Below are 22,153 nucleotides of genomic sequence, written 5' to 3'. Positions count from 1 at the left end.
AAATAATCAGGTCGTTGGAGGTGTTTTAGTACCTCGTAATTTAATTTAAAGCTATAAATGGTTGGTTTTGAGTGAAAAAACTTGTGTGAAAATTTTTAAAAATCAAAAAAAAATGTTAGATTTGGTACAGACGCTAATTAACTATACTGAATTTAATATCTGATAAAATGTAACATTTAGCACTTTTAAAAATACTTAGCTATTGTTCTTTTAGAAGATAAAAAATTAAGAAGGGTTTTTAAAAAGAAAAATAAATGAGTCCCCCAACGACAGATCTATTGCAGCGCGCTTTAACGAGAGAAAAAGCGGCCAGAAAAGCTGCTGAAAAAATCTTAGAAGACAAATCAAGAGAGCTATACTTGATGTCTGAAGAGTTAAAGGCCGCGAATGCTAAACTCGAAAATTTACTGAACGAGAAATCTTCTCAACTAGAGGGGGTTTTTGAAAACTTCATCGATGCATACCTCATAATGGATTTAAAAGGAAATGTGCTTCGAATGAATGATGCTGCAGTTGATATTTTTGGATATGATATAGAAAAAGAAAAACTAAACGTAGTTAACTTAATATATCCAGAAGATGCAGTATATGCATTTAAATCTTTTACGGAGTTAAAGGATAAAGGTACCTTTTCAAATTACACTGCAAGAATTTTTAGTAAAGATAAGCAAGTTAAATGGGTGCAAATTAATGCAAGTATAGTGTATGATAAAGATAATAAACCTGTTGCTGCACAGGGAATTATCAGAAACATCACAGAAACTAAACGTACTTCAGCATTAATAGAGGAACAAAAGAAGGAACTTGATATCATTGTAGAAAACTCACCGTTTGGAATTGTGCTTACAGAAGGTACAAGTATCTTAAGAACCAATGAATCTTTTCAAAAAGCATTAGGATATACAAAAGAAGAATTCTCTAAGCTTGTTGTAGCCGATATTTCTTTTAAAGAAGACTATCCAGAGTCTAAAAAATTAATTGATAAAATGAACTCTGGAGAGATCGATAATTTTGTGCTAAACAAAAGATATAAAAGAAAAAACGGATCAGTTTTATGGGCGAAAACTAATGTAAATGCAGTTAGAAATAGTCAAGAGGAAATCAAATTTCAAGTTGCTATAATAGAAGATATTACTCATGAGAGAGAAAGAACATTAATTATAGATATGATTAATGATTTGGCAAAATCTATCCTTGGGAAAAATAATATTTTTGAGATAGCATGGGAAATGACTCAGAAAATTGCGGAATATTTAGGAACTGACGATTGCGTTATTTATTTAGTAAATAGAGAAGACAATACGCTAGAAAAAATAGCATCCTATGGAGCAAAAGTAAGTGAGGCTAAAGAAATTATAGATAAATTTTCCTTACCTATTTGTAAAGGTATAGTAGGGCACGTAGCAAATTCAGGAAAAGCAGAGATTATCAAAGATACTTCTAAAGACGATCGTTATGTTATTGACGGACAAAAAAGATTTTCTGAAATATCAGTACCAATTATTAGTGAAGGAAAGGTAATAGGAGTTATAGATTCTGAGCACCCTGATAAAAACTTTTTTAGAAAAGATCACCTTGATACTTTAGAACACATAGCAAGTTTAGTTTCAATGCAACTAAAGAGTGCTATGAATATTAGAGAACGAGAAAAGGCTGAAAAGAAAAATATTCAATTACTTAATAAACTAGAAAAGAGTAATAATGAGCTAAACGAATACGCTCATATCGTTTCTCATGACTTAAAATCACCTCTAAGAAGTGTACACGCACTTACTTCATGGATAAAAGCAGATAATGAAGGGAAATTAGACGAAATGACACTTCAAAATTTCGATTTAATAGAGAATACTCTTGAAAAAATGGAGAGTTTAATTTCAGATATTTTAAACTACTCAAGTGTAGATTCTGTAACTACAGAAACACAAGATGTAGACTTGAATGTGGTTTTAAATGATTTAAAGGAAATGCTCTACATACCAGAAAATACTACTATAAATATACAGGATGGTTTACCAATAGTAAAAGGAGATAAAACAAAGTTCCAGCAATTATTTCAAAACTTAATTAGTAATGCTATAAAGTTTGGAAATAAAGAAAAAGGAATTATAGATATTGGATTTAAAGAAGAACCTTCATTTTATGAATTCTATGTAAAAGATAATGGAATAGGAATAGAAAAAAAATTCCATGATCGCATATTTAAAATTTTCCATTCATTAAATAAAAGTAAAGAATCTACAGGTATAGGACTTTCAATAGTTAAGAAAATAGTTGACTTATATGAAGGGACAATCTGGTTAGATAGTGAAGTAGACAAAGGAACTACCTTTTATTTTACCATTAAAAAATAACAACATATGAAGACTGTACAATTAAAAAAAACGAAGAATACCGATTGGGAATACATAAGTGAAAAAAATTCGTTAAAAGAGCCTTTAGTATTGGTGTTTGGGAATAGATATTTATTAGAAGATGAAAATATTTATAATGAAGTAAGAGGATTATTTGACGATGGACATATTGTTTTTGGATCTACGTCGGGAGATATCACGTCAAAATATGTAGATGATGAAAGTGTAACAATTACTGCAATAGAATTTGAAAAAAGTACATATGTTATAAAAACGGCCAATGTATTAAATGATGATTCTAACAAGAAGAGTTTTGTAACAGGAGAAAACTTAATTAAACAGTTTTCAAGTGAAGGCTTAAAACATGTATTTATTGTTTCAGAAGGAAGTTTTATAAATGGAAGTCAGTTAGCAAGAGGAATGAATGCAGCTACGGATAATGAATTGCTAATTACAGGAGCTTTATGTGGAGATGCAGCACGTTTTGAGAAAACGATTGCTTCTTATAATGAACAGCCTAAAAAAGGTGAAATAGTAGCTATAGGATTATATGGAGAAACCTTAGATGTAAGTTTTTCAATTAATGGAGGTTGGACTCCTTTTGGTCCCGAACGAATTGTAACAAAATCTGATGCTAATATTTTATACGAATTAGATGATTTACCAGCCTTAGATTTATATAAAAAATACTTGGGAGATAAATCAAAAGAACTGCCAGGAGCAGCTTTATTATACCCCTTAAAAGTAAAATCGACAAACGATAAGCAATCAATAGTAAGAACTATTTTAAATATTGATGAAGAAAAGAACTCAATGATTTTAGCTGGAGATATTTTAGAGGGCTCTAGAGTTCAATTGATGATGACTAATGTAGACAGTATTGTTAATGCATCAGAAAAAGCAGCTTCAGACGCTTTAAAATTAAGAAAAACAGATCCAGAATTAGCCATTTTGGTGAGTTGTATTGGAAGAAAATTAGTTTTAGATCAAAGAGTAGAAGAGGAAGTAGAAGAAGTGTTAGAAGTAGTAGGAAAAGACACAACTATTTGTGGCTTGTATTCATATGGAGAAATAGCTCCTTTTAGAAATGAAACGAACTGCCAATTGCATAATCAAACAATGACAATTACGTTAATTAGTGAATAATGAATCCGTTAATAAAAAGACAGTTGCGAAAATACCTAAGCCCTTCTTTACAAGAGAATGAAGAGGTAAAGAGTCTTGTTGAAGCGGTAAGTAAATCCTATAATACTTCTGAGGAGCAGTTTAGTATGTTGCAACGAGCAACAGCCATAAGTTCCGAAGAACTTTATCAAGCAAATGAGCGACTTAGAAAAGAGTCGAAATCTCAAAAAGAAGTAATAGAAAAACTGAAGAATGTAATTAGTACACTAAACTCATACGATTTAACAGAAGAAAATGATGAAATCTCTGAATTAGATTCTTCAAAATTAGTGGATGTTATTGATAATCAGACTAAAGAGATACTTCAAATAAATAAACAACGAGATAGGTTGTTAGAAAACTTAGAGCGCAGAAACAAAGAACTAAATGAATATACACATTTAGTAACGCATGATTTAAAATCGCCGTTACAAAGTATTGATGCATTAACGTTTTGGTTACGAGACGACTATAAAGAAGCTTTAGGGAAAGATGGAAGAGAAAAAATTAATTTGATTAGAGAGAATGTTGAGAAAATGGATGAATTGGTTAAAGGAATAGCTAAATATTCAACCATAGGAAAATTAATTAAAGATACCTATGAAGTAGACCTTAATAAAACAGTAAATAAGGTAATAAAGAGAATATCAGTACCCAATAATATTACGCTTAGTATTCCTGAGATATTACCAATGGTACAAGGAGATAATTTTAGACTAGAAGAATTGTTTTTTAGCATTTTAGATAATGCGGTTAAGTTTAATGACAAAGAACAAGGAGAGATAACAATTAATTATACTGATAAAAAAGGTTTTTGGGAATTTAGTATTAAGGATAATGGAAAAGGAATGGAAGAAAAATACTTTGATAAAATATTTTTAGCATTCCAAAAACTAGAGAACGATTATAAATCAGCAGGAATAGGATTATCTATAGTAAAAAAAATTATTGAACAGTACGAAGGTGAAATATGGATTGAGTCTGAACTAACAAAAGGAACAACATTTTATTTTACATTAAAAAAATAAATTATGGAACAACCAAACTTATCATACATAGATCAATTAGCTCGAGGAGATGAGTCTGTAAAAAATACATTGATAGATGTTATTAAATCAGAGTTTCCCGGTGAAAAGCAAGAATATATAGAAAGCTTCGAAAAAAAAGAATATAAAAAGATTGAAGAAAATGTTCATAAAATTAAACATAAAATTAGTATTTTAGGATTAACTAAGAGTTATGAAGAAGCTAATAAGTATGAACATAATCTTAGAGAGGATAATATAGAAGGAGCTGAAGGATTTGATAAAATTTTACAAACAATTTCTGAATATTTGAAAACTATTTAAACTTTATGAACAGTATTATTATTGATGATGAAAAACTAGCAAGGTCAATTATAAAAGCACTTTGTAATGAAAAGGAAGGTATAACCGTTGTTGAGGAATTTCCTAATGCAATTCAAGCCATTAAGTATTTAAATGAGAATAAAGTGGACCTTATCTTTTTAGATATTCATATGCCTGATTTTACGGGATTTGATTTTGTAAAAACGTTAAAGAATCCTCCTTTAATTATTCTGTCTACATCAGATCCTCAGTTTGCAATTGAAGCTTTTCAATATGATTGTATTGTAGATTATTTATTAAAACCTATTGATGCAGAACGTTTTGATAAAGCTATAGAAAAAGCAAAGAGTAAAAAAAGTATTGAAGCAGCACAAGTCAAAGAATCTTCTTCTTCAAAAGAGCAAGAGATCAATAACGATTTTTATGTGAATATTGATAGGCGCTTAATAAAAATTGATTTGCCAAGTATTTATCTTGTTGAGGCAAAAGGAGATTATATTAATATAAAAACCGAAGAAAAAGATTATGTAGTGCATTCTACACTTAAAAAAATAGAAGAAAAACTACCAGAATCATTGTTCTTAAAAATACACAGATCGTACATCATAAATGTTAAGAAAATAATTGATATAGAGGATAATAGTGTTTTAATAAAGAAAAATGTTATTCCTGTGAGTCGATCAAAAAGACCTGAATTAATGAAGCGTTTGGACTTATTATAGTTTTTAATCTAAGGAATTTTGCATTTCGTCTACACTTAAGCTACAACTTAACGAGCTTTTAAAGAGGAGAGTTAATAGTTAATTATTTTTAATAGTGATTTTACACTATTATATTATGATTAAAACTATTACTCTTTTAAGAAAACTATTATGCATATTTATTGCATTTTTTAGTTTAAGTATTGTTTCCCAAAACACGCCATTCAATTGTGTTTACAATGCTTATTTATTTCAATTCAATGATGTTTATTCAGTTGATTTAGCATCAGGAAATTCTTACTTAGTGGCAGAAGATATTACTCCAGGTAGTATCAATGCAGCTGCTTACAATCCGCAAGACGGATTTATATGGGGATCATTAAGTACACCTTCAAAAACAATTGTTCGAATAGGGAATGATTTTCAAGTAACTACCTATTACATTGATGAATTACCTACAACTGGAAGATACATTGGAGGAATTAATCCAGACGGTGTGTATTATCTTAAGGGAGGTGGAACAACTTATTATAAAATAGATTTAGATCCAGATTCACCAACCTACGGGCAACATTTAGCAACAGAAACTTTATCGGCAAATATCAATATTCATGATTGGGCTTTTAATGCAGTAGATGGTAATTTATACACTGTAGAAAAAAAGACTAACATATTATATAGAGTAGATCCTTCTAATGGTGTAATACAATCTTTAGGAGAAGTACCAATTATGTCAGGATTGAATTATACGTATGGAGCAGTATATTTTGATGCTTCTGGTCGATTTTATGTATCTGCAAACCAAACAGGTACTATTTATGTAATACAAGCAGTTCAAGATTTAACAGGTTCTAATGCAATAGATTCTAATCTATTTGCCTTCGGACCTTCTAGTTCAAGTAATGATGGAGCAAGATGCCCGACAGCACCAGTACCTCAAGAAATTTGTGATAATGGAATTGATGATGACGGAGATGGTTTAGTAGATTGTGATGATCCATCATGTTCTGGTTATGGAAATTGTAGTGTAATATTGGCACCAACTTCAGGAGGAAACGAAGGAGGATTGGAAAGTAATAACAGATTATCAGAACAAATTAACAAACGTAATTACAACAGAGCAAAGGTTAATTATAAGTTCGATCGAAGTAAAGCAGCCAGAATACAAAAATCTTCAAATTATAAAAAGAAAAAAGGAGCAGCCTTAGAGTTAAAAGATTTTATTCCTTTAGATGTAATTAAGGAAGATGAAGTAGTAGAATCATCACCAACAGATTTAATAGCTATTACAAATGCAACAGATATATATGCTGTTGATTATGTAGAACAAGGAACTCCAGTAGCTTCAATATTAGCTCTAAAAACAGAAAATGGAGTATATGAACACACCAAATACATTTGCGATCGTTTGCTTGGAGCAGAGTTGATATCAGTATCAACCATAGAAATTGAAGGACATCAATTTATAAAATCGTTAATTAAAAATGCAGACAACACTGTAGAATTCTCATTAAGTCTTTCAGCAAAAGCAGTTAATAACGATGCAAATTTCGAAATAGAAAGTCATTGGAATTTAGATAAATATGAGAATAATGTAGGATTTTATAATTTCCAAATATGGTCAAATTCACTAGATGACTTATATCTTTTAGCAAATGAATTAGTAAGTTTATTAAATGCAGAGAAGCCTATATCTGGTTATAAAACATCAAAACCACCTACAGTATTTGTAAGAAAAGGAAAGTATAATAACGGGTCTTTAGATTTACAAATCATAAACAGAAATAGAAGTGGTGAAATAGAATTTGATGCAGGGTATAGAGAAACAGAAACAAGTAGTTTGAAAAAATCAAATTCAACTATAAATCTAGAACAAAACTATATAACAAACCTAAAAGTAGCTACAGGAAATTTATTTGACATAGGTTTCAGGTTAGGAGATGGTATTGCCACACCAGATGATTTATTTATGTCAGATGGACCATGGGGTGTAGATGCTTCTGGAGCAAATACAGTAGTGTCAAACTATGCAATAGCACCAAATGATTATACTTTTGAGGCAAATGATTTTCCAGTTGAAAGAAATGTAGCGTTAACAGCAACAACAAGTACTTTTATAGCAGCATACAGAGCATTAACTCCACGTTTTATGCCAGTTGATTTATCGGACTACAACGGATTTAAACTAAAAGCAAAAGGAACAGGAAAGTTAGAAATTACTTTTGTTAAGAAAAGTATTACTTCTTTTGAAGACCAATATAAAACTACTATAGCGTTATCTGATTCTTTTAAAGATTATGTGATACCTTTTACAAGTTTTGTTTCTAAAAAAGGAGGAGAGTTAGTATTAGATGATATTGCAACTATAGTTTTTAAAATGGTTTCAGAAGATGGTTCAGTAACAACCAAAGAAATGAATTTAACCAATATTCGTTTTTCTAAAATAGATTTTACTGAATTAATTGAATATGAGGGTGGATTAGTAACTGCTGTACCAAATCCAGTAACATTAAGTACAAGCTTATATTTTAAAGCACAAGAACAAGAAGATCTAGAATTTGTAGTGTATAATCAATTAGGGAAGCTAGTGTATAAAGCTAATTACAAAGCAGAAGTTGGAATTAATAAAATTGATTTCAATCGTCAATCTTTACATACAGGATTGTATTTCTGTAAAATAATAAGTAAAAAACATACATTTAAGCCAGTTAAATTATTAGTGCATTAGAAATGGTGCACTAATAATTTTAAGTTGTTTAACACTCGTTAAAATTATAAACATATAAATAAAAATATCCGCTTAGTTAAGCGGATATTTTTTTATGGAATTTTTTTAGAAGAGTATACATAATGATTATTAGCTTTAAAAAGCAGCTTAGTATCGACGAATGGTATTAAAAAGCCTTAACCTATAGTAATTTGTATTTAAACTATTCTTAAGTTCAATATACCGAAGATTTAAAAAAACAGTCTAATAAGTGCCTAATTTTACAGTATAACATTAAAACTTAAGCACTATGAAGAAAATATTACTTACATTATTAATACTAATAACGACGGCAAATATCTACGCACAAAACTACCAATACTTAGGTGAGTTTACATCAAATGGAACACCTCTTTACTTAGAGAGTCCAGGAGATAATGTATCAGTAGAAACATTAGAAATGATTAGTAACTCAATTCCTGAAAGTTACCCTGTGCCAGATTACAATCCACATTATATTTCTTCAGGTTATGATACAGATTTAAAATTAACAGCAGAAGCAGATGTTTATGTAACTTTTGTTAGTGAAGGGGCAGGATACAGAAATGTATTAGGATTTTATACATATGATGTAAACAATCCATCACCAACAGCACCAGCAGCAGAAGATATCACGATTATTTTTCCAAATGCATCAGCATTGGGTAGTGGAGGTGGACTTCAAGTAGGAGATAAAGTAAAAATAGGAACATTTCCAGCAGGAACTGGTATTGGTTGGGTATTATTAGCAAATGCATGGAGTGCAAACTACAGTACAGTTATGAACGGATATTGGAAAGTATATTCTAATCCAGATTATAACCCTGAAGCAGATGAAAATTTAAGACACCATAATGTATTATTAAATGATCCAGATAATGAAAGAATCATCTTAGGTTTTGAAGATATTAGAAGAGATTATGGTTCTTGTGATAACGATTTTAACGATGCAGTTTTTTATGTAACAGCAAATCCATATTCAGCAATTACGTCAACAAACTTTGCAGATGTATCTAGTGCAACAGATGTAACTTCAGCAAACGATGGAGGTCTAGAAAGTAATGGTAGTTTAGCAAGTTTAATCGCAAAAAGAAACTTTAAGCGTAAGAAAGAAGGGACTATATTAAATAAAAAAGCATTACAAAAAAGATACAAAAAGAAAGAAGTATTATTTGCAAAAGGAGTAAATCCATCAAGTATTGAAGCTTTTTTACCAGAAACTGGAATGTATGGTTCGGAAAAAGCATATGTATCAACACCAACAGATTTATTAGGGATTACGAATGCTAAAGAAGTATTTTCAGTAGACTTATATACAGGAGAAGAAAGAATATCAGCAGTTTTAGCAACAGCAACAGAAGGACAGGTATATGATCATTCAAAAGAAATATGTGATAGGTTAAATAACTCGGTTTTAGAAGATATTAGAACAGTAAAAGTTAGAGGACACCAAGTAATAAGTTCAAAAATAAAAAGAGCTACAGGTGAAGTAGAGTATACATTAGGATTTTCTGTGAAGTTAGGAGATGCAGCAAATGAATTATATAGTTTTTGGAATATAGAACAATATCCTAATGGTGATTACTATAATTTTCAAGTATGGGGTAGTTCTTTTTCACAAGTATTTACATTGAGTAACCATATCTTAGATACATTCACAAATATTAAACCTTTACTTAGTACATCATTAGACGATGTGGTACCTCCAGTATTTGTTAGCTCAGGATACTATAAAAATGGAAACTTGCATTTAAATATAGTTAATAAAGTTAAAGCTAGTTCTATGAATTTTGAAGCAGTGTTATCAAAAACAGAAGTGGCAGATAAAACGAACATGTCAGAAGTAATTAGCTTAAAAGGTACTTGGAAAGATGAGGTAGTTATTCCTACTGGTCAATTATTTGATGTTGGATTTTCATTAAGTACTAGCTTATCACAACAGCAAGATGCTTTATATTTAGCAGACGGTCCTTGGGGAATTGATTACTTAGAAGAATATGTAAATGTGAGTTCTTTTTTAGTAGAGAACAATGATGAAGATTATGATGAAAATCTTTATCAAATAGAAAGAGAGCCTTCAGTAAGTGGGCAAGTAAAAGGAACCATTAATCTATTTAGACATGTATTACCGGGAGATCAAACATTAGATGTATCAGAGTATGAATCTATTCAATTTAAAATCCAAAATACAAAGTCAGTAGAAGTAATATTAGTACAGGAAGGATTAACAGATTGGGATAACCGTTTGAGAATTAAAATACCAGCAAACGAGTTTGAAAAAGAATACAGCATTTCATTTAATGATTTTCTTGACAAAAGCGGAAAGCCAGGAGATATTACAGATGTAAAAACAATTGTATTCTCATTACAAGGAGATTATAGTACTTATGTTCCGTTTGAAATGAATGTAAATGATGTAGCTTTCGGATTAAAAGCTGAGCAAATAGCAGAAGAAGTAGTTGAGTTCAATAACAAGGTTTTAGCATTACCAAACCCAATAAACAATTCAGGTAATATCTACTTCACATCAGAAATTAACGAAGAAGTAAAGTTAAATATATATAATTACTTAGGCCAATTGGTTTATAAAACAAATTATACTACAAAAGTAGGAGAGAATTTAATTCCAATAGGAAGAAAAGATTTAATGTCAGGAATGTATATCTGCAGAATTGAAAGCGATTCTAAAAAGTATAGCACATTAAAATTACTCATTAATTAAAAATGAGATATTAGTTCCAAAGTAGTTTAAGTTTTGAAGAGCAAAAGTTAATTCTTTTGCTCTTTTTTCTTGAATATAGGTTTCTTTAAGAGTAACCATTTAAAACGAATTCCAATTTCTGTAAAACGAAATCCCGAAGCAGTTGCAGAGGCAATATTACTTTGAGAAGCAAATATATTTACTAAACTACGATCTGATAATTTGTACCCCAGTTTAGCTTGAACTCTATAAGTACTTTGCTTAGGATCATTTTCTATAACCTGAAAACCAGTAGCGGCAGTTAATTCATAAAACCATTCCTTACTTTTAATCGCAACTTCATTTCGTATAATGTTTACAAAAACTTCATAAGCATTAAACTTACTTGGACTAAAATATATAGCAGGAACTTGATTTTTGAATGATATATTTTGAAAATTGAAACCAGCTTTTATAGAAGGTTTATTCATAATATTATAATACAAAGAGGCAAAAAGTAAATTCCTAGCATTGTCATCACTTTGGGTTGTGTAAAAGTACTGAGAGAATAATCCAACATTAAAATTTGTGTTTAAACTATAGTTAGCATAAAAGTTATTTAGAACAATTTCTCTATTGATAAGCTCCGCATTAAAATTTTGAATTTCTCTTTTATAACCTACTTTTAAGTTTTGAAGCTTAAAAGGTTTATAGTTAAAAGAAACATCACTTAAAATCTGATTAAAGCTTTTCGTTTCTGCTTTAGAAGAAGTAATTCCTACACTTCCGCTAAAATTTAAATTGCCTAATAAATCATAAGAAATCCCTACTAAAAAGTTATTTGAAGTAGCTTTAATATTGCTAACGGTATTTTTTGTGGTTCTAAAGTTGTAGTTACCCAAAACTTTGAATCTTGTAGATAAAGGAAATTCAATTTTTGCAGTATAAGAATAGGCCTCGTTATCACCATTATCAAAAGAATATGAAGCTTTGTTGTCTATAAATGGAGTAAAGCTTTCATCTAATTTTTTAATAAAGTTACTAGCATCTTTTTGATTTTTATAAAAAACTAAAGTATTCTCTGCACTTTTATAAGCATTATCATAATTACCCAGCGCTTTTAAAGCATTAGCTTTTCCTAGGTTTCCATCAAAAGAAGAGCTATCATTCTCTAAAATCAAATTGTAATCAGCAACACTTTTTTCAAAATCACTTCTATAAATATTAAGAGTTGCTCTTAAAGATAATACCCAGTTTTCATTAGGGTATTCCTTTATTAAATTATTAATTAAACTTTCAGCATCTTTAAATTTTTTATTCCAAATTAAAGCTTGAACATAACGCTCTTTTGTTTGTTGGATTATAGTAGGAGAAGAGGAATCTGATAATAAATCATAAGCTTTTTTACTAGTATTTAAAGCATCAGACTCTTTTCCGTTTAAGTGAGAAACTAATGCCAAACCATTTAAAGCTGCTAATTTACTTTCTTCTTTTTTTTCTAAAAGCGTATAGGTTTCTTTAGCATTATCTAATTGATTTGAAATTAGGTAAAGATTGGCTAGGTTGAATAAAGTTTGTTGATCGTTATTAAAAAAGGTTAAGTTTTTCTTTAAAATACTTTCAGCTTTAGAGTAGTCTTGTAATTGTTGTTGCTGATAAGCATATCCTAAGTAAATAAACTTTTTAGAAGTTAAAGCATTCGGATTCCCTGGAGAAACCGCTAAAGCTTTATTTATATATACAATAGCATCTTCATATTCTTTTAAGTTGGATAAGGTATTTGCATAACCTAATAATGCAGAAAAGCTTTTAGAATTTTCATCAATTAATTTTTTATAATAGGATTTTGCATCTGAAAAACTTTTGTCCCAAAGTAAAGATTCAGCATAGTTTAACTTTACTTCAAAATCATTTTCATAATCTTTTAATAAGTTGATAAAAATGGTTTTAGCCTTTTTAGCATCACCATTCAAACCTACAGCTCTACCATAACAAAGTCTGGCTGTTTTATTGGTAGGATGTTCTCCTAAAATTTCTTTAAAAAAAGTTTCGGCTTGTTTGTATTTTCCAGTTTCTAAGTAAGTAAAACCTTCTTTCATATTTTGTGAAACCACAGAAATACTCATTAAAAGAAGTATGATGTGGGGGACTTTTTTTAAAATCATAACCTTTTTTTAATAAATGCGCTTTAAGCATTTGTTATTGACCATTCATCGAAAGGAAATTACCTTTCAACGATAATTACATTTTTTTTTAAATATAAGAAAGATATTTGTTTCACTATTAACCAATTAAACTTTTTTATTATGGCTTTACAAATTTTAGAAAGAAAAGGGGTTTATTATTTAAATGGAAGAATAAACTGTTCTACTGTTAGATCTTTTATAATTTATTTCGAACATTACATATCGAAGAGTAAAAGTATAACCCTAAACATGGATAAAGTAAAAGAGATTGATATGGCTGGTATGGATGCAATAAAAACACTGATGGCTATTGCATTAAAAAAGAGAAAAAAATTCCTAACAGTTGGATACAAAGGTGCTTTCAAACATCTGAACAATTTTGGTATATCATAGTAATATAAATTGAAAAAGAATGTTGATTGTATTATCAAAAAAAGTAAAAATAAAAATTTCCCAAGAGCATTTATTTATGATAAGTGCTCTTTTTGTAAATGGAGGAAATTATCTATATAATTTATTATTAGGTAGAATATTAGGACCTGAAATGTTTGCAGATGCAGCAATTATGATCACTTTTTTATTAGTGCTTTCATTTATAGCTATGACATTTCAATTGGTAACAGCCAAGTTTGCTATCGTTTTTGAAGGAGATGCTTTTAATACGTTTATATCAAATGTTTATAAGAGTGCCTGTTTTACAGGGATTATTTTTGGAGCACTCATCGTAATTTTTTCCCCAGAACTTCAAGCTTTTTTCAAAACCAAAACAAGCAATATGTTTGTTGTGTTTGGAATAGGAGTGCCTTTTTATTTTATGATGAGTATAAATAGAGGTGTTTTTCAAGGAAAAAAATTATTCAATTCTTTAGCAATAACTTATCAATCAGAAATGATAAGTAGATTGTTAATTACTCTAGGGTTATTATATATACTCAATATAGAATCGTCTATCATAATTGCATTGGGAATTTTATGTTCGTTTGTTTTTGGATTATTTCCATATAAATTAAAGAATATATCTTTTTTCAAATCTGTAAGTTTAGATGATTCACAGAAGAAGTTAGTACGTAACTTTTTTATTATCACAGCTTTTTATGAACTAACACAAATCATTATTAACAATAGCGATATATTACTCGTTAAACATTATTTTGAATCTTATGAAGCAGGTTTATATGCATCGTTAGCATTAATTGGTAGAGTAGTATATTTTATAGCTTGGATGTTTGTAATGATGTTATTACCAACAGTAGTTCAATTAAAAAAAGAAGGAAAGTCTACTCATACGGTTTTATTAAAATATGTGGGATATATTTCAGTAATTTCTGCAGCAATAATATTTGCTTGTTTTTTATTCCCAACTGTAATTATTCAGATATTATTTGGAGGTGATTATTTAAGCGTAACACCACTATTATGGAAGTATGCACTAGCCACAGGTATTTTTGCATTGTCCAATATATTTGCGTACTACTATTTATCGTTAGAAAAATATATTCCAGTAGTATTGTCAGGTATTTTTGGAATGCTACAAATAGTATTAGTAGTCCTTTTTCATAAAGACTTAGCCCAGGTGGTACATGTACAGATTATAGCTATGTTTTTACTACTATTTGTACAGCTATTTTTCTTCTTTTTGGAAAATAGAAAAGGATTCCTAAATCAACAGAATATCTAAGCTTTTATTCCTTTTATCTACACTTAATGGTATTTAAACTGGTTATGCCATTATTTCTAATATTTAAAAGCCAAATTTATATAATAACTTAAAACTAAATTAGATGAAATTAGCCATTGTAACTTCGTACCCGCCAAGTAAAGTAACTTTAAATGAGTATGCTTATCATTTAGTTAAAAGTTTTCGTCAGAAAGAGAAAATTACAGAGTTGATTTTATTGGTAGATGAGACTCCGAAAGAGAAAGATTTAAATTTTACAGAAAAAGGATGTAAAATAACAGTAAAAGAATGCTGGAAATTTAATAGTTATAGAAATATATTCTCGGTTGTAAAAGCAATTAACAAGACAAAGCCAGATGCTATTTTATTCAATCTTCAGTTTATGAAGTTTGGAGATAAAAAAGTAGCAGCAGCTTTAGGATTAATGCTACCTTGGATATGTAAAATGAAGAAAATACCAACCATAGTTTTGTTGCATAATATTTTGGAGCAAGTTGATTTGGAAAGTGCTGGTTTTACTTCAAACAAAATTTTACAAAAAACCTATAATCTTATAGGCAAAACGCTAACAAAATTAATTTTGAAGGCAGATACAGTTGCAGTTACCATGAAAAAATATGTAGATATTTTAGACTCAAAATATGGAACTAACAATGTAATGAATATACCACATGGAACTTTTGAAGTAGCTAAAAAACCTTCTTATGAATTACCAGAAGGACCTATGAAAATTATGAGTTTTGGAAAATTCGGAACTTATAAAAAAGTAGAGAATATGATTGAAGCAGTGGTGAAAGTAAGAAAAGCTACAGGTTTAGACTTAGAAATAGTAATAGCAGGAACAGATAATCCTAATGTGCCAGGTTATTTAGAAGGAGTAAAGAATCAATACAAGGATGTACCACAGTTAACTTTTACAGGTTATGTAGAAGAAGAAGATGTTGAAGGTATTTTTAATGATAGTGCCGTGGTAGTATTCCCATATACATCTACTACGGGAAGTTCTGGAGTATTACACCAAGCAGGTAGTTATGGTAAAGCTGTTGTAATGCCAGATTTGGGAGATTTAGCTTCTTTAGTAAAAGATGAAGGTTATTTGGGAGAGTTTTTTGCTCCTGAAAGTGTTGTGAGTTTAGCCGATGCAATCAAAACAATAGTTACCAATGATTTATACAGAGTTGCATTAGGAAAAGCTAATTATAAAGCAGCTACTGCTTTTCCTATGGAAAGGATAACAGACATGTATATGAAAGAATTTGAGTCTATTATGGCTAAAAAAGAAGTATACGTTAGAGATTTAATTGTTTAAAACGAATAACAAATATGTTATTCTGATATATGCGCGAAAGATGGCTTTTTTTGGCCATCTTTATTTATGAAACCAAATTTCTTTTGAGGATATACTCTCCAAGGACGTCTTCCAACTACCGAAGCAGGAATTTTATTAAAATCGTACAAAGTCCATGAAATAAAAGGAATTTTATGCTTTTTCAAGACTTCTTGCATTTTTTTGTAATATAGTGCTTGCTTCTTTTCAGAGCCTGCAAAAGGTCTCCAAAATCCACCGTAAGAAGAAACTCCAAACTCTCCAAGTACTATAGGTTTGTTCTTGATTTTTTCTTTTAAGTTTAAAAACTCATTTTCAAATTTATTCAACTCTTTGTAATAGTGAAACGAAATAAAATCGATTTCATCCTGTAAAATAGGAGCACTATCGGCATCAGACCACCCAATGGTAATCGGATGCTTTGTATCTATAGATTTTATAAGTGTAATCATGCTTTTAAGCCACGCAATAACATTTTTCTTTCCTCTGGACTTAAAATCTAAATTAGGCTCGTTTTTCACATCCCAGGCCATAATTGCTTTATGGTCTTTAAACATTGAAACAATTCTTTCCGCATGTCTATGGTTTAAAGTCCAATCAAGCGTGCTATAATTTCCATAAAAATCAAATAAAGTAACAATGACATCAATACCAGCTTTTTCAGCATTGTCCAATACTTGTTTTAGTTTATCGAGCTTTTCATATTTAACTTTTGCCTTGCCAAAATCGTCATACTGAACAAAAATTCTAATGGTGTTTAATCCAGCATCCTTTATAATTTTAAAATCCTTTTTTATGATTTCAATGTCAAACTTTTTACCAAACATGTCCCAAGGTGTTGCTTGTGGGTAATAGTTAATACCTTTTATGTTAGCATATTTTAAAGATGCAATACTCTTAGGTTCGTTATAAGTATTAGTATTCTCTCTCACCAAATGACGAATCCTCCAAAAACCATCTTCTAGCAGTAAAATCATTTTATAACTTGATACTTCTGTAATTTCAGAAATCAACTTTTTATTATGGTAGATTTTCTTGTACTCAACTACATTTTCATCTTTTAAAACAATTAATTGTCCGTCTTCACTAAAAAACAGAATATCAGGATGATGTTCAACTGTAGTAGATTCTATTGAAATGTTATTCTTTGTGTTTTGTTCAATAAAACTGAATAAGTTCTTTCTAGCATTATCAGTATAATAATCGTCAATACCAACTGTTTTATTTGATTTATAAGCTACGTGTCGTACATACCAAGCATCTAAATAATCATTTTCAACTTCACCAAGTGTTTGAGGATCTACATAACGTCCCTCATTTCCATCAGATTTCCATATGGTTTTAGGTAAATATTGATCGAGTTTTCTTACTTCGGTATGTAGAAGCTTACTTCTGTCAGCACCCGTATTTAGATAAGTAAAAGCTGAACTGATAAGAAATATCAAAACAGAAACACTAAGTGTATACGATAATACAATAATGCCTCTCATAATATTTTTGTCAATTTTTACCATAGCTTTTTATCTTTAAAATTTTGAGTAATACCTGCCGACTTTATCTTTAAGTTGTAGGTTCCATTTTTAAATATATTTTCGTTTAAATGGAAGCGAACATAACCTTCTCGAGATTCCTTTAAATATTCGTCTAGAATTGTATCACCTCTGTAAATTTCTAAACGTACTTCTAAACCATCTGGAATCATTTGATTCATAAAGCTTTTTATAGGGCCTATTTTTATGGTTCTATTATTTTCAGAAAAAGTTACATTAAAATCGTGTATAATTTTTTTATACCTAATTTTTAATACATTGCTTTCAGAAATACCAATTACATAGGCTTTTATCGACCAACTTTCTTCATGATCTGGATGAATCATTTGAGCGGTAGCAATTCCTCTAATTGTAGTTCCTGTTGTTTTTAAAATATTTCCTTCAGAATTGGTTATAAAAAATTCAACAAAACTTCCATCACTAACAACATTACCATGTTTATCCTTTAAAATAGAAGTAGTAAAAGTGGTAATTTGATTCCCATCGGCATATTCATGGTGTCTTTCTGCAAAAATTTCAAAGTTTACAGATATAGCTGGCATAATGCTTAAATTATATTCTTTTGAATCTAAGTTTAAGCAGTTTGAAGATAATAACATTCTTCCACTTTTTTTAGGAGAATAAATGTTTTTATAAGCAATTAAGTTTTTAGTAAAAACTTGTTCTTTTCTTTCCGAAGCTAAAAATTGATATTGTAAGGTTACTTTAGTATTGTTTTTAATAGGATTGTCTAAAACATCAGTAGGAATGGTAACCATCATGGCGTAATCTTTTCCTCCAGCTTCAATACTTGGAGGACCAAGGTAAGTTTCTAAACTTACGGGTTGTTGCTTACGAGTTATCATAAACTTTCCTGAAAGCGTTGTATCATCGGTTAAAAGTTTCCAATTAACCGTACCGATTTTATTACTAATATATTCAGGAAAGATATATTGGGTTTGATTATTTTCTGTTTTAGATGATGTTAATAGAGTAGTACCATAACTATTAGAACAGTATAACTTAATAGAATCATTTTCAATACCAGAAAAGCTTAAAGAAATTTTACTACCTGCTTTAAATTCTTTTAAAGTAGTTAATAATGTTATTGGCCCATTCTCTTTTTTTACACTTTCATTAAAGGAAAGTATAAGAATACTGAGTAGTAAAAAGTATATGTTTTTTATAGGCATCATTTAGGAGCTCCAATATAAATATTCATTTCAATTTTAACAAAACTAAAAACAGGATGATCAATTTTTTGAAGTTCCTTAACTGTATGTTTTTCAATTCTATTAGGTACTATTTCATCAGCAATGTTGTTGTTAGGTAATCCATTTACATAACAGTAGTCCATATCGGTACTAATAATTTCTACTTCAGAATCGTCAACTAAATTATATTTAAAATATTGTTTTCGTTGTTGTCTAATACCAGCATCAACAAACATTTGATCTACCCATACAATGTCTTTGTTTTCATTGTAGTAAGTAATAATGAGTTGAGGTATTGTAATTTCTTGAATACCACTATTAAATAAACTTCCACTAACTTTTTGATCTTCAATAAAAAGATCACTTAATACCACATTTTTAAATAAATCAGAACCCGAAACATTACCAGCAGCTTGTATGTTAAACTTAGTAGGTTGCTCTTCTAACTCAATAGGAGTAAACTCATCTGGATTAAATGTTTTAGGAATTGAGTCCTGTATTTTTGTCCAAGCAATCCCTTCAAAATCTATTCTAAATGAAGTAATTTCTTTAGGCATCAGTTTATGTTTCATATGATATTTAGCATCATATATTGCAAGCTCTTTATTATCATCGTTATACAAAGTTCCTTTTAAAACAACATCGGCAGGAACATTGTCAATGTTTTGTACTTCACCAATTATTGAATACTGGTCTTTATACTTCACCAATTTAGCTTCTATAATTTCTAATACAGGTTGTTTTAAAACATCTTCGTGATGTGTTTGCTCTGTAGTAATCCTTTTTCTTCCCTGATTAAAATAAGCAGTTTTATTATTAGAATATAATTGATCAGGAGGTAAGTCTAAATCTATAGGTTCAGGTTTTAAATACCATTTCCCATTTTCTTTTACCGCGGTTTTGTAATCAGTCAGGCTAACCTTTTCCAAAGGAGTAATCCATTTGGTGTCTACTTTTAAGGTAGCTAAGCTGTCAGTACTTTTAATAACAGTAGATTCTAAGGCATCCAATTTAGCGTAAGAACTTAATAAACCATCAGTAACAGAAATTTCTAACATGTATTGGTCTAGAGCAACATTACTTTTGGGACTAATAAGTTTATGTGCTTTTATAAATCGTTTAAAGTCTAAATGATCATAATAGGCAGCAACTACGTTTTGGGGAGAACGTTGCGAATCATTTTTCATATGGAATATGTAATACCCATAAACGAATATGATTATTAAAATAACTGCCCAAACATGAGATACTCGTAGAAGATTGTTTGAAAATTTTGTATAATCGTTCTTAAATTTTAAATAGTCAGAAGGAATATACTTTCTTGGATTTATATACCTGGAAAAAAACAATCTAGTATTAAGAAATAGTGCTATAATAAAGGTTAAAAAAGGCACACTACCCCATAATATTTTTTGCCAAGTACCTACATCTTCTTTAGGAAGGATGGAGGACATTGGTGGAATATTTAAACGCTCCCAAACCATAATACCGTTTTCTAACTGAGGTAAACGTTGCCAACCACAGAAATATAAAATGGGGTCGTAAAATTTATCGTTAGAAAAAATGTATTTCAAGTTATATTTAGCAGGAGTTGTTAAGAACTGTTGTAAAGATCCAATCCCTGCGACTCCTTTAAATTTTGAGTTTTCTAAACGTTCTATTGGTCTTGTGGTTAATTCAGGCAAACGTCTAGCTGAATGATAGTTTCCATCTACAGTTAAGGCTTTTGTTTGTGCGCCAAGCCAAGCCATTTGATCGCCAAAACCTAAGGTTAAATAACGCCATTGATCGTGCTGATCTTGCGTTAAAAAGTTAACAATAGGCAGCATTTTAATTTTTTGCGGTTGTGAAGGTCTAAAGTAACCTAAACTCATGGTGAAAACCACAGTTCCTATAAATAAACTGGCTAGAAATCCGCCAATAAGTCTATGATAAAGAGGACCGTATTTTTTTTGAATGAGTTCTTTTAAATCACCTTCAACAAATCGGTATGTAAATTCTCCAAGAAGGGGTATAGACATTATAGATGCCCATAAGGTAAATCTATCTAGCGTAAGAATATTAAAAGCATTATCACCCAACATCATTTTAGGAAGTGGGGTAGTTCCTCCAGTACCTAATATCGTTAGCATAGTAATTGAAATTCCAAAGAATAAATATCGCTTACTATAATAGCGATAAAAGATATAAGGCAAAATAAAAAGTAAAACTCCCCAAGGAATGGTAAAAAATACTAATCCAGAAGAAGTTACTTCTAAAAAATTATCTCTAGATCCATGTGGAATTGGCACTTGAGTTATCGGATTTTTCTTAGAGTTAATCCAATAAGGTAGTAAACAACAAATAATGGTCATTAACGAAAGAAAACCAAAACCAATAATTCGTTTAAAGAGTTCTAAAAACACCTTTAAAAAGAGTTTAAAGGTTATTTCTTTTGAGGTTTCTACACGTTCTCTACACGCATCCATTACTACCATACCTATCAAAGGAAAAATGAAAAAAACCATTCCGAAAATAGGGGTAACATGATGGGAAGTAACTGTAACCGAAATTAAAGATAAACAAGTAAATAAATATTTATATCGACCAGTTTTTAACCACTGATAAATTTCGGGCATTGCATGCATTAGAATGGATATTCCCATAATACTAGGCAACTGTCCGAAAATATGAAGCGTTTCTACAAAAGAAGATGAAAACATGGCTAAAATACAAGCGTATCCAGCTGCTTTTTTACTTGAAGTAATTAAATAGGAAAATCGATAGGTTCCTGTTGCAAATAATATAACTCCAATGATGGCGAGTGTAAAAAGCCCAAACTTTAATCCACCAATATAGGATAATGCAGCCATGGTTTGGTGAACCAAAGGTGGGTAACTCATTACAGTAAAACCAGTATACCACTTATAATTCCAAGGTTCAAACCAACTATTGGCATAATGTTCAGCAAAAAATAAATGAATTAGAGCATCGTAAGTAGTTTCTAAAGTAAAGAAAATAGCTGTACCATGGAACGCTACTCCAAGCAGTATGGCGATAATTAAAAATTTATTAGAAGTACCTCTCATTTAGCGGGTTAATCATTTGCAATTATGTAAATATAAATGAATTTAAACGCTTTATTTTTTTATTCATCTATAGTAAAGAACCATTCATCTAAGGAAACTGTCTCTTTAAGTAAAAATAAACTTTTTTTATTGCAATCAAAGCTATTTTTGACTATAACCA

Annotated in this window: 14 protein-coding genes; 10 read left to right on the top strand and 4 right to left on the bottom strand. The window is 29.9% G+C overall.

What is annotated here, in order from left to right:
• Positions 1–254 precede the first annotated feature (254 nt).
• From ACOQN8_RS16505 to ACOQN8_RS16475, 7 genes are all read left to right on the top strand, one after another.
• Positions 255–2,351, top strand: coding sequence for a PAS domain S-box protein (locus tag ACOQN8_RS16505; RefSeq protein ID WP_235274818.1), 2,097 nt, complete (start codon positions 255–257; stop codon positions 2,349–2,351).
• Positions 2,352–2,357: 6 nt separating this feature from the next.
• The gene (locus ACOQN8_RS16500; protein ID WP_420553516.1) at positions 2,358–3,497 is read left to right on the top strand and encodes an FIST signal transduction protein; all 1,140 of its coding nucleotides are present in this window, start codon (positions 2,358–2,360) and stop codon (positions 3,495–3,497) included.
• On the top strand, positions 3,497–4,543 hold the full coding sequence (locus tag ACOQN8_RS16495; RefSeq protein ID WP_420553515.1) for a sensor histidine kinase: 1,047 nt from the start codon (positions 3,497–3,499) through the stop codon (positions 4,541–4,543). The genes ACOQN8_RS16500 and ACOQN8_RS16495 overlap by 1 nt, the downstream gene beginning before the upstream one ends.
• 3 nt (positions 4,544–4,546) lie before the next feature.
• Positions 4,547–4,864, top strand: a complete 318-nt coding sequence (locus tag ACOQN8_RS16490) for an Hpt domain-containing protein (RefSeq protein ID WP_150899553.1) — start codon at positions 4,547–4,549, stop codon at positions 4,862–4,864.
• Positions 4,865–4,869: 5 nt separating this feature from the next.
• The gene (locus ACOQN8_RS16485; RefSeq protein ID WP_150899552.1) at positions 4,870–5,586 is read left to right on the top strand and encodes a LytR/AlgR family response regulator transcription factor; all 717 of its coding nucleotides are present in this window, start codon (positions 4,870–4,872) and stop codon (positions 5,584–5,586) included.
• 115 nt (positions 5,587–5,701) lie between these two features.
• Positions 5,702–8,293: a DUF6923 family protein gene (locus ACOQN8_RS16480; protein ID WP_420553514.1), complete on the top strand. Its 2,592-nt coding sequence runs from the start codon at positions 5,702–5,704 to the stop codon at positions 8,291–8,293.
• A gap of 289 nt (positions 8,294–8,582) precedes the next feature.
• Positions 8,583–11,033, top strand: a complete 2,451-nt coding sequence (locus ACOQN8_RS16475; protein ID WP_420553513.1) for a DUF4114 domain-containing protein — start codon at positions 8,583–8,585, stop codon at positions 11,031–11,033.
• Between the two features lie 47 nt (positions 11,034–11,080).
• Here ACOQN8_RS16475 and ACOQN8_RS16470 read toward each other — a convergent pair whose 3' ends face one another.
• Entirely contained in the window at positions 11,081–13,156 is a 2,076-nt protein-coding gene (locus tag ACOQN8_RS16470) for a tetratricopeptide repeat protein (RefSeq protein WP_420553512.1), read from the bottom strand.
• 141 nt (positions 13,157–13,297) lie between these two features.
• Between ACOQN8_RS16470 and ACOQN8_RS16465 the strand changes: the two genes are divergently transcribed.
• The 3 genes from ACOQN8_RS16465 (at position 13,298) to ACOQN8_RS16455 (ending at position 16,164) form a co-directional block, all read left to right on the top strand.
• On the top strand, positions 13,298–13,570 hold the full coding sequence (locus tag ACOQN8_RS16465) for an STAS domain-containing protein (RefSeq protein ID WP_420553511.1): 273 nt from the start codon (positions 13,298–13,300) through the stop codon (positions 13,568–13,570).
• Positions 13,571–13,589: 19 nt separating this feature from the next.
• Positions 13,590–14,855, top strand: a complete 1,266-nt coding sequence (locus ACOQN8_RS16460) for an oligosaccharide flippase family protein (RefSeq protein WP_420553510.1) — start codon at positions 13,590–13,592, stop codon at positions 14,853–14,855.
• Positions 14,856–14,958: 103 nt separating this feature from the next.
• Entirely contained in the window at positions 14,959–16,164 is a 1,206-nt protein-coding gene (locus ACOQN8_RS16455) for a glycosyltransferase (protein WP_235274828.1), read from the top strand.
• A 17-nt stretch (positions 16,165–16,181) separates the two neighbouring features.
• Here ACOQN8_RS16455 and ACOQN8_RS16450 read toward each other — a convergent pair whose 3' ends face one another.
• From ACOQN8_RS16450 to ACOQN8_RS16440, 3 genes are read right to left on the bottom strand one after another with little or no spacing between them, the layout of a single operon-like run.
• The gene (locus tag ACOQN8_RS16450) at positions 16,182–17,696 is read right to left on the bottom strand and encodes a DUF4434 domain-containing protein (RefSeq protein ID WP_420553509.1); all 1,515 of its coding nucleotides are present in this window, start codon (positions 17,694–17,696) and stop codon (positions 16,182–16,184) included.
• The gene (locus ACOQN8_RS16445) at positions 17,690–18,907 is read right to left on the bottom strand and encodes a hypothetical protein (protein WP_420553508.1); all 1,218 of its coding nucleotides are present in this window, start codon (positions 18,905–18,907) and stop codon (positions 17,690–17,692) included. The genes ACOQN8_RS16450 and ACOQN8_RS16445 overlap by 7 nt, the downstream gene beginning before the upstream one ends.
• Positions 18,904–21,993: a hypothetical protein gene (locus ACOQN8_RS16440; RefSeq protein WP_420553507.1), complete on the bottom strand. Its 3,090-nt coding sequence runs from the start codon at positions 21,991–21,993 to the stop codon at positions 18,904–18,906. The genes ACOQN8_RS16445 and ACOQN8_RS16440 overlap by 4 nt, the downstream gene beginning before the upstream one ends.
• Positions 21,994–22,153 lie beyond the last annotated feature (160 nt).

The organism is Tenacibaculum aiptasiae, from assembly GCF_965221665.1.
Taxonomy (GTDB): domain Bacteria; phylum Bacteroidota; class Bacteroidia; order Flavobacteriales; family Flavobacteriaceae; genus Polaribacter; species Polaribacter aiptasiae.
Note: the sequence above shows the minus strand (reverse complement) of the source record. Positions and strands in the feature narration are given on the sequence as shown.